General features: G+C 36.2%; 5 protein-coding genes and 1 riboswitch. All 5 genes read right to left on the bottom strand.

Annotated features, from left to right (window positions below; translation table 11 throughout):
• Positions 1-155: 155 nt before the first annotated feature.
• The 5 genes from ABYK33_RS12115 to ABYK33_RS12135 are packed head-to-tail and all read right to left on the bottom strand — an operon-like array spanning position 156 to position 6983.
• The gene (locus ABYK33_RS12115; RefSeq protein WP_373033498.1) at positions 156-785 is read right to left on the bottom strand and encodes a Tfp pilus assembly protein FimT/FimU; all 630 of its coding nucleotides are present in this window, start codon (positions 783-785) and stop codon (positions 156-158) included.
• Positions 786-826: 41 nt separating this feature from the next.
• On the bottom strand, positions 827-1306 hold the full coding sequence (locus tag ABYK33_RS12120; protein WP_373033499.1) for a type II secretion system protein: 480 nt from the start codon (positions 1304-1306) through the stop codon (positions 827-829).
• Positions 1306-2154: a type II secretion system protein gene (locus ABYK33_RS12125; protein ID WP_373033500.1), complete on the bottom strand. Its 849-nt coding sequence runs from the start codon at positions 2152-2154 to the stop codon at positions 1306-1308. Before ABYK33_RS12125 ends, ABYK33_RS12120 begins: the two co-directional genes overlap by 1 nt.
• A 3-nt stretch (positions 2155-2157) precedes the next feature.
• Positions 2158-2877, bottom strand: coding sequence for a type II secretion system protein (locus ABYK33_RS12130; RefSeq protein ID WP_373033501.1), 720 nt, complete (start codon positions 2875-2877; stop codon positions 2158-2160).
• Positions 2877-6983 carry a DUF11 domain-containing protein gene (locus ABYK33_RS12135; protein ID WP_373033502.1) on the bottom strand — a complete coding sequence of 1369 codons (4107 nt, stop codon included), beginning with the start codon at positions 6981-6983 and terminating at the stop codon, positions 2877-2879. Before ABYK33_RS12135 ends, ABYK33_RS12130 begins: the two co-directional genes overlap by 1 nt.
• Positions 6984-7069: 86 nt before the next feature.
• Positions 7070-7144: riboswitch (cyclic di-GMP riboswitch) on the bottom strand.
• Between the last annotated feature and the right edge of the window lie 122 nt (positions 7145-7266).

Raw genomic sequence — 7266 nt, forward strand, 5'->3', positions numbered from 1 at the left:
GAAATGTCTTCCCGTTATACTTTTGTTCATAATATATCCTTAGTTTTAAAGTATAGATATAGCAATATATCCATACTTAATTTTAACTTAAGATACTTAATGGAAGGTAAATGAAGAGGCGTTAAAGAATGCTTACTGTAAAGTCTATCAAAAATTTAAGAGTTTGGTTGACCTACTATATAAGCATAACCGGTTTCTTTTTTAATTTCAATCACTAAATTTGAATCAAATACAGGAGAAGCAAAGGTGATTTGACAATCATTATTATTAATATACGTAGCATAATCGTTTGTAGCTCCTTGGGTTACACCTCTATGCGGTCGTCCTAAATTATCAAAAGCTATATGTTTTGCTGTAGATGCTGACTGACCAGCACAACCATTAAATGTAATGGTATTTATGCCATATTTTTTGGTTAAAAGAATATTTGGACTTGGATTTGTCGCACTACTATGCATAAGTTGTCCATTACTTGGATCAATAGCAGCTTCAGCTTGATCTAAATTATTGATGTAGTCCATATTTGTAGCAACTGAATAACTCCAGTCACTGCCTGATTGTGAAAATCTAATCTGCCATAAAGCACTTTGCCAATCAGTACGGTCAAACTTATGTTTATTATCAGTGAGTGCTAAGTGTTGCGTATATCGTATACTTGAAAGTATGTTATCTGCTGCCTCTTGTTTAAGGTCCCTGTCTAGTCTAGGCATTGCTAATGCAGCAAGAATACCAAGTACTACTATAACAAAAACGAGTTCAATCATAGTAAATGCAGATCTTTTCATATTAAATCCTTTGATATCTATCATTTGAGAGTATGTCATCATTAAATCTTTTGTACTGTTCGTTTATGATAAACAATATTTTGTCCACTAGGGTTATCTAAGTCTTTATAATCTACATAGGCATCAACTATAATAGTAAGGGGTGTAGAAGCAGTTGTGACTGCTTCACTTAATTTTCTTGTACCAGCACATGATCCTATAACTGCGGGAGTACCAATATAGGCAATATGTGTCCGAATACGATATCCATTATTTGGATTACTAGTTGTAGCATCTCCCACAGTACCATTTATGGTACTCAAACAGTTAGTTGTTCTGTCATTCCCTGTTACTGCAAGTACAGCATACTCAGTATAACTATTTGCCAGTAAAACAGCTTGTTCTCTTTGATACTGTGCGGTAGTTTCTTTGACAACTTTGCCTGACAAACTTGTAACGAGCATAGCTACAGTTGACATGAGAACGATAATAAAGATTGCAGTTAGCATTGAGAATGCTTTCCGGTTATTTTGAAATATCATTAGAATACCGCCTTTTCTTTACAAGATGGGATCGAGCCACCATCTCCAATATTCTCTTCAACACAAAGTTTGATTCGTGTTGTTTGTCCTCTTCCTGTAAATTTGAAATTTGTAACATTTTTTAGGAGAAGAGAACTGCTTCCAACAGTATTAGTACCAACGGTTGGTGAAAAATTATAATACAAATTAAGATCAAATTTGCCATCACCATCATCATCCTCCACAACTAATGCATATGAGGTCCAAGCCAGTTTATATCGTTCAGATATACGGGTAGCAGCAGTACCCAATGTAATAGTTTGACCTGAACCCGTACCATAATAGGCTGTTGAATTATTTGGAAAATAAATAGCAAATGTCCCCGAACCACCTAGGTTACTTTGAATTGCATTGGTAAGTGTGAAATTTGATGCAGGTGTTGAAATACTTGTCGAAGTACTTGAATTTAGATCACAAAAACCACTCCAACCAGGTCTTCTCCCGGCACCTGTGTTTGCATTGGATGTAATAGCTTCAAAACTGTCACCATCATATGCTACCCATTGGAGAACAGTATACCCTTCTCCTGTCGTATCTAGAGACATATAGTCAGAAAGTAACTCAGATGCTCCTGTTTTAGTCAATTTTCGAATAACTGTATCTGGTATAGCATAACGTAAACGAGTTGCAATTTGATTTAGAGCCAATTGTGTTTTAACAGAAGCACGATGTTGTGCTCTTTGAACAATATAACTTTCATATACTTTTGCGATGACTTCAGAGCCTATAGATGCAACGATACCAAGAATAACAATAACAAAAATCAGTTCAAGCATAGAGAAAGCAAGTCTATTTTTTATATTTTTCATGATCTAAAACCCTCTTTCTTCAAATGTATATCCACCTATATTACACGAAAAGGCACGTAATACAATTGTTTTTTCAAGTACATCAGCATTGGCGGTATCAGTACTGGTTAATGTGACTGTGATATCTTTAATGTTGGTGGTAGGAGTATCTGAAGAAAAAGGCACATAAGTGATAGCCGTTTGATTATATCCACCTGTAACACTATCCCTACTATAGTTGATATCTGTATTTATATTGACGGTTGTTTTTTCAACGTAATCAAGGTCATTATCATCAGTAGTCTCTGCTATTAAACTTAAAGATATATTACCTATAAAATCATCTATATCATCTGTATCCCCTGCATCACTCTGCAATGGGGATGCATTAAGATTACTAGTAGTGTTCGTATCTGAGCGTATAAATGTTCTTTGACTTTCAGAAGGTATACCTACACGTCTTTCTGTTGTTCCGACTTTGGCAAAAGCACTATCACCATTTGTTACATTTAAAATAGGTGGACGATAATTTGTATCAACATTGTTTTCATCCCATGCATATCCCATAATCATATGAACACGTGATGCAGCTTCATTAATACCTTCTTGCTGAAGAGCAACATTCGTACTCTGGCTTGCAGTGCTTATAAGCATTGGCGCAGACATTAGCACTATACCCATAATTACAAGTGCAAAGATGAGTTCTAGCATTGCTATGGCTGGACGTAAAGTTTTACTTTTCATTACCATTCCAACCTATTATTTTTTTGTATGTTGGCTTCTCCACCTACGACATGCCCAGTATCACCATGTCCAGCCCATCCAGTAGTGGCTCCAATAAACCTTACTCTATAGAATGGACTAGGTTCCCATGGATTATCTGGATTATGTATGAGCCAAGCATCAGTAAAGTTTGCTGCTGAATCATCAGTAATGAAATCTATATCTACAATATCTGGTAGGGTAGTTCCAGTATGTGTTACTTCAACAGTTTCATCAGCACCCCCAGAAGCATCTATATTTGGTTTTGGTGGACCTGAAACAGTACCGTTTGACGTAGCTGTCAGTGTAATACTTCCATCACCTAGACTTTTACTATGTTCCCAAGACAACCACCAATCATCATCACTGATCTGACCATTAACTGTATCTATACCAAAGGAATCACAAGCTGTAAATCCTAGATCACAATAGACATCTATAGATATTGGTGTTATAACAGGACCGGGATCAACATTATCATCATAGAAAGATTTAGAGGAACGGGTTCTTGCATAATAGAAAGTTGCATTGTTATCAGCATTTACCTGTACACACCCAGGGTCTGTTGCACAGGCAGCAATTGCTGTAGCATTATCCCAGTCACCTAAACGTGTTCCACTGATATCTGCTGTATCACTGTCATTACTATCAACATAATGTGATACTATAGTTATAGATTGTATATAAGAACCATTTACATTAAATGGATTTGTCTCTTCATTGATCTCTCTTTGAAAATTAAACTCTAAGGGGAAGTTACTTTCATCCCAAAGTACATTACGTGTACCGTTATCATCCAAACCTGTACGCCCAAATCCTATATAAGAGTTTGCTACATTGGATTCATTGGCATCTGGGTAAAGATAACTATTTGTACCTGTCGAAGGTACCACTACACTAATATTAATATCTACAGGGTTTTCATAGTACAGTGTACTGTCATCATAAGGGTAAGATGCATCATCAGCCCTGAAATTTTGAGTGATACCACCGTCTTTTGTTAGTGCTTCTATCTTAGCATGCAGTCTAGCAGCCATAGGACTTCTTGTAGGAGGTGTACTAATTGGCATACCTCTATTGTCTGCAACATAGGTGAAATTACTGTCTGGACCAGCATGGTTGGTGATATTAAGTTCTGTAAAACTAAAGTGGTGTGGGATGAATGTAACATTTTTATCTCCACAGATCCAAGTATGCGTGCTACTGGTACAATCCTCAGGGGTGTCATCATTATCAACTTCAGCCCACTCTTTATCATAGATAAACAGATCTATAAGACCTACATCATTATAAGATACCTGGACAATTTCATCTGCTGGTGATGGCTCCGAAGTACTGAAGCTTGACAAGCCATTTACAGCATATACTGTTGCGGATCTGTTTAGATCTGAGTTACCATGAAGTATCCCAGCAGTGTCCTCTGTTCCATCTTTAAAATATTTAATTTCATATGTATCGAGATCATCATTGAAATTGTGATCTATTATGGTATACGTATTCGTATATCCATTAGATGTATTAGGTATATTATTTGCAGCATCTTTTGCAGTTAAAGAAATACCATAATCTTCTCCTGCACGAAGAAGATTTGGTGCATCTGTGTGAGACATACCTAGATCAAATTTATCAGGACGAATCGCAAAATTGTCAGTTGAACATGCAGGTTGAATGTTGAATGTACACATGTAACAACCAAGTGGATTGTCATAAAGTGGGTTATATCCTGGATAGGTTGGGTCACCACCACCACTATATCCACCATTTTGAGATAAACATGGCTGACCATTGTTGATTGCACATCGATCCCAGGCATCTACACCAAAACCACCTGTATATTGTATCTCGGAGTTACCACACTGTCCTATACCTTCAAGGCTACCAACCGAACTACTTGTTGAAAGACATTTTTGTCCTTCTGGACTTAAGAGATTTGGATCTACAATGATGAGTTGTAATCTTGCATTTTTTCTAATATCCAGAGGAACTGCCATGGTTTTGGTTCCAGAATATGATCCTTCTACTACATTAATGATAAGTTCATCACCGGCTGAATCATACAAGTGTTCTATATTATTCTTACTACATTCACCATTCTCGTCACTATCTACTAAATAAGGAATGATAACAAAGTCAGAATAGTTGTTTGCTGTTCCTTCAAAATGATAAGATTCTGTTTCTTTTGTCTCTATATCAAGATATACTCCTGTAATATTCCTTTGAGAAGCTGCAACCATCGTTTGTATATATTTTTGATGGTTTACCGGATTACCAGTATAGGAAGTATCGAGACTATTGTTATAATAACCTGCTAAGGTAACATTGGTGCCAATTGAAGGGTCAATGGCATCTGCTGTACTTGTAATCTCAATACCACTTTCACCTAGACCACTACAATCGCTAAGCCGTCCGTAGTGATAGATACCCTCATAAGTATAGGTTGCATAGAGACCAATACCATCAAGATCGGCTGGATTGTTTGGATTACCGTCATAAGAATCTGTATCTGTAATTTCAAAGTTACCATCACTTGATATTATGTTGTATACGTAGCCTTTTGTGTAAGAAGGAGAGCCCTCAATATTGATGTCTTGAAAGCCACTGCATGTCCCCGTTTCTGTTCCATCTACGTTTATGCTACAGTTACCATTGACAATTTCTGGAGCATACATTTTTGTGAGAGTGATATTGATATCATGTGTAAGTGCAGCTGTTGCATTGATATCGACCGTTGCTGTACAGCCATTACCGGACCAAAAGTTTCCAGTTTTTTCACAATTTTTATTGAAACCAACAGAATCCATTGTAGTTTCCGTTGTATCTGTATAACAAAGCTCCAATACTTCATTGATCTCTTCATAATCTTCTGCTACGATTTTAGTTCTTTCTATGGCGGTATTATTAGTAATATCATAATCTAGAGGGTCACTGTGAACACTAACATTGTTGATAATCGTTCCGATGATACTCGTGTCATTAGGTACTGTAGCATGTAGGGTGATTATTTTTGTTTCTCCTGCAGAGATATTACCATCATAATCACAAACAACTTTAGTATTGTCTGGTGGTGATTGTGGGTATTCACAAGTCCAGCCTGTTGATGCGGTATTGGTTGCCGTAAGGTCTATATAACCATATAATGCAGAGGGCAAGGTGTCAGTCACTGCAACATCGCTTGCATCTGCTGATCCTATATTGACGACTGCGATAGAATAATGGAAGGATGTATTGAGTTTAACAGTGTCTTGGGATCCTTCTTTTATAATGTAGAGATCAGCCATAGGTGCCCCAATGGTTATGGTAGATGTATTATTATCAGTGATTATACCCGTATCCGTACCTGATGAATCAACAGCACTGACCAAGGTAATATTGAATTCTTCCCCTTGTGTTAGGTCTGAAGTATTGATATCGATAGTTAGTGTTGCTTCATCATACCATTTTTCAATGATCAAATAGTTTGTAGAGTTGTCATGGCTGTTTGTATATGTGATGTTTAAATCTCCATTAATAGCGCCTCTATTGAGTGTTACATCAAGATCGACAGAAGTAATTCCTTGTGGTATAGTAATAGTTTCCGGAGCTATAGAGACTTCTATGATTGGAGCTGTATAGTTTATGTCGAGAGTGTATGGTTTTGCATCATCATCTCCATACATTAAATAAAGAATTTGACCTTGAGTTACAGGAAAGCGTGGAACTTCATGAAGATTACTTTTTGTATCTGGTGTACCGGTACTTGCATTACTGTCATAGATATCTTTTAAGCCACAATTTGTACCTATATAAAAAGTTGTTGCTTTATTTTCTTTGGTCATAATTATGGTTATATTACCATCTGAAGGTATGTAGAGTTGTTCATAACTAATATTAGTAAGAAGAGTTGTTCCCGTAATAGTTTGTTCACCAAGTGAGATATCGTGATCAACATCACCTGTATTACACGTAGTATCTCCTGCCTGTAGTAGAATTGGTGTAAGGATAAAACTCAACAAAGATATAAGAGCAAACTTTTTTATTGTTTGCTGTGTAAAAATAAAATATTTTGGAAGAAGCAGTAAAAAATAAAAAATAGTCATTGAATTCTTCATAATAACACCTTTTAATGCTCATACATAAGATTGAGCGAAATTTGTATGTACATCTGAAAAAGATGATATAAGCGTTATGGCTTACGATTGGTAACTCGGCTATCTACTAGAGACCCGTGGTTTTCCGTCCTTACCTCACAGTAAGTTTGGCTTTTTCTCTATGTAATACTTGACTAGAGAATATCATAGTTAATATAAAATTGATATTAAATAATAATTAATTATATTGCTTTTTAGTAAACGTCACTTTTTAGCCTAATTGGTAGAGCCATAATGAAATCGA

Origin of the sequence: Sulfurovum sp., assembly GCF_041562805.1 — a bacterium.
Taxonomy (GTDB): domain Bacteria; phylum Campylobacterota; class Campylobacteria; order Campylobacterales; family Sulfurovaceae; genus Sulfurovum.

Bases quoted from the DNA above. Each gene is read 5' to 3' on its own strand.
- ABYK33_RS12115 (WP_373033498.1), bottom strand. From the start codon at position 785: ATGAAAAGATCTGCATTTACTATGATTGAACTCGTTTTTGTTATAGTA.
- ABYK33_RS12120 (WP_373033499.1), bottom strand. From the start codon at position 1,306: ATGATATTTCAAAATAACCGGAAAGCATTCTCAATGCTAACTGCAATC.
- ABYK33_RS12125 (WP_373033500.1), bottom strand. From the start codon at position 2,154: ATGAAAAATATAAAAAATAGACTTGCTTTCTCTATGCTTGAACTGATT.
- ABYK33_RS12130 (WP_373033501.1), bottom strand. From the start codon at position 2,877: ATGAAAAGTAAAACTTTACGTCCAGCCATAGCAATGCTAGAACTCATC.
- ABYK33_RS12135 (WP_373033502.1), bottom strand. From the start codon at position 6,983: ATGAAGAATTCAATGACTATTTTTTATTTTTTACTGCTTCTTCCAAAA.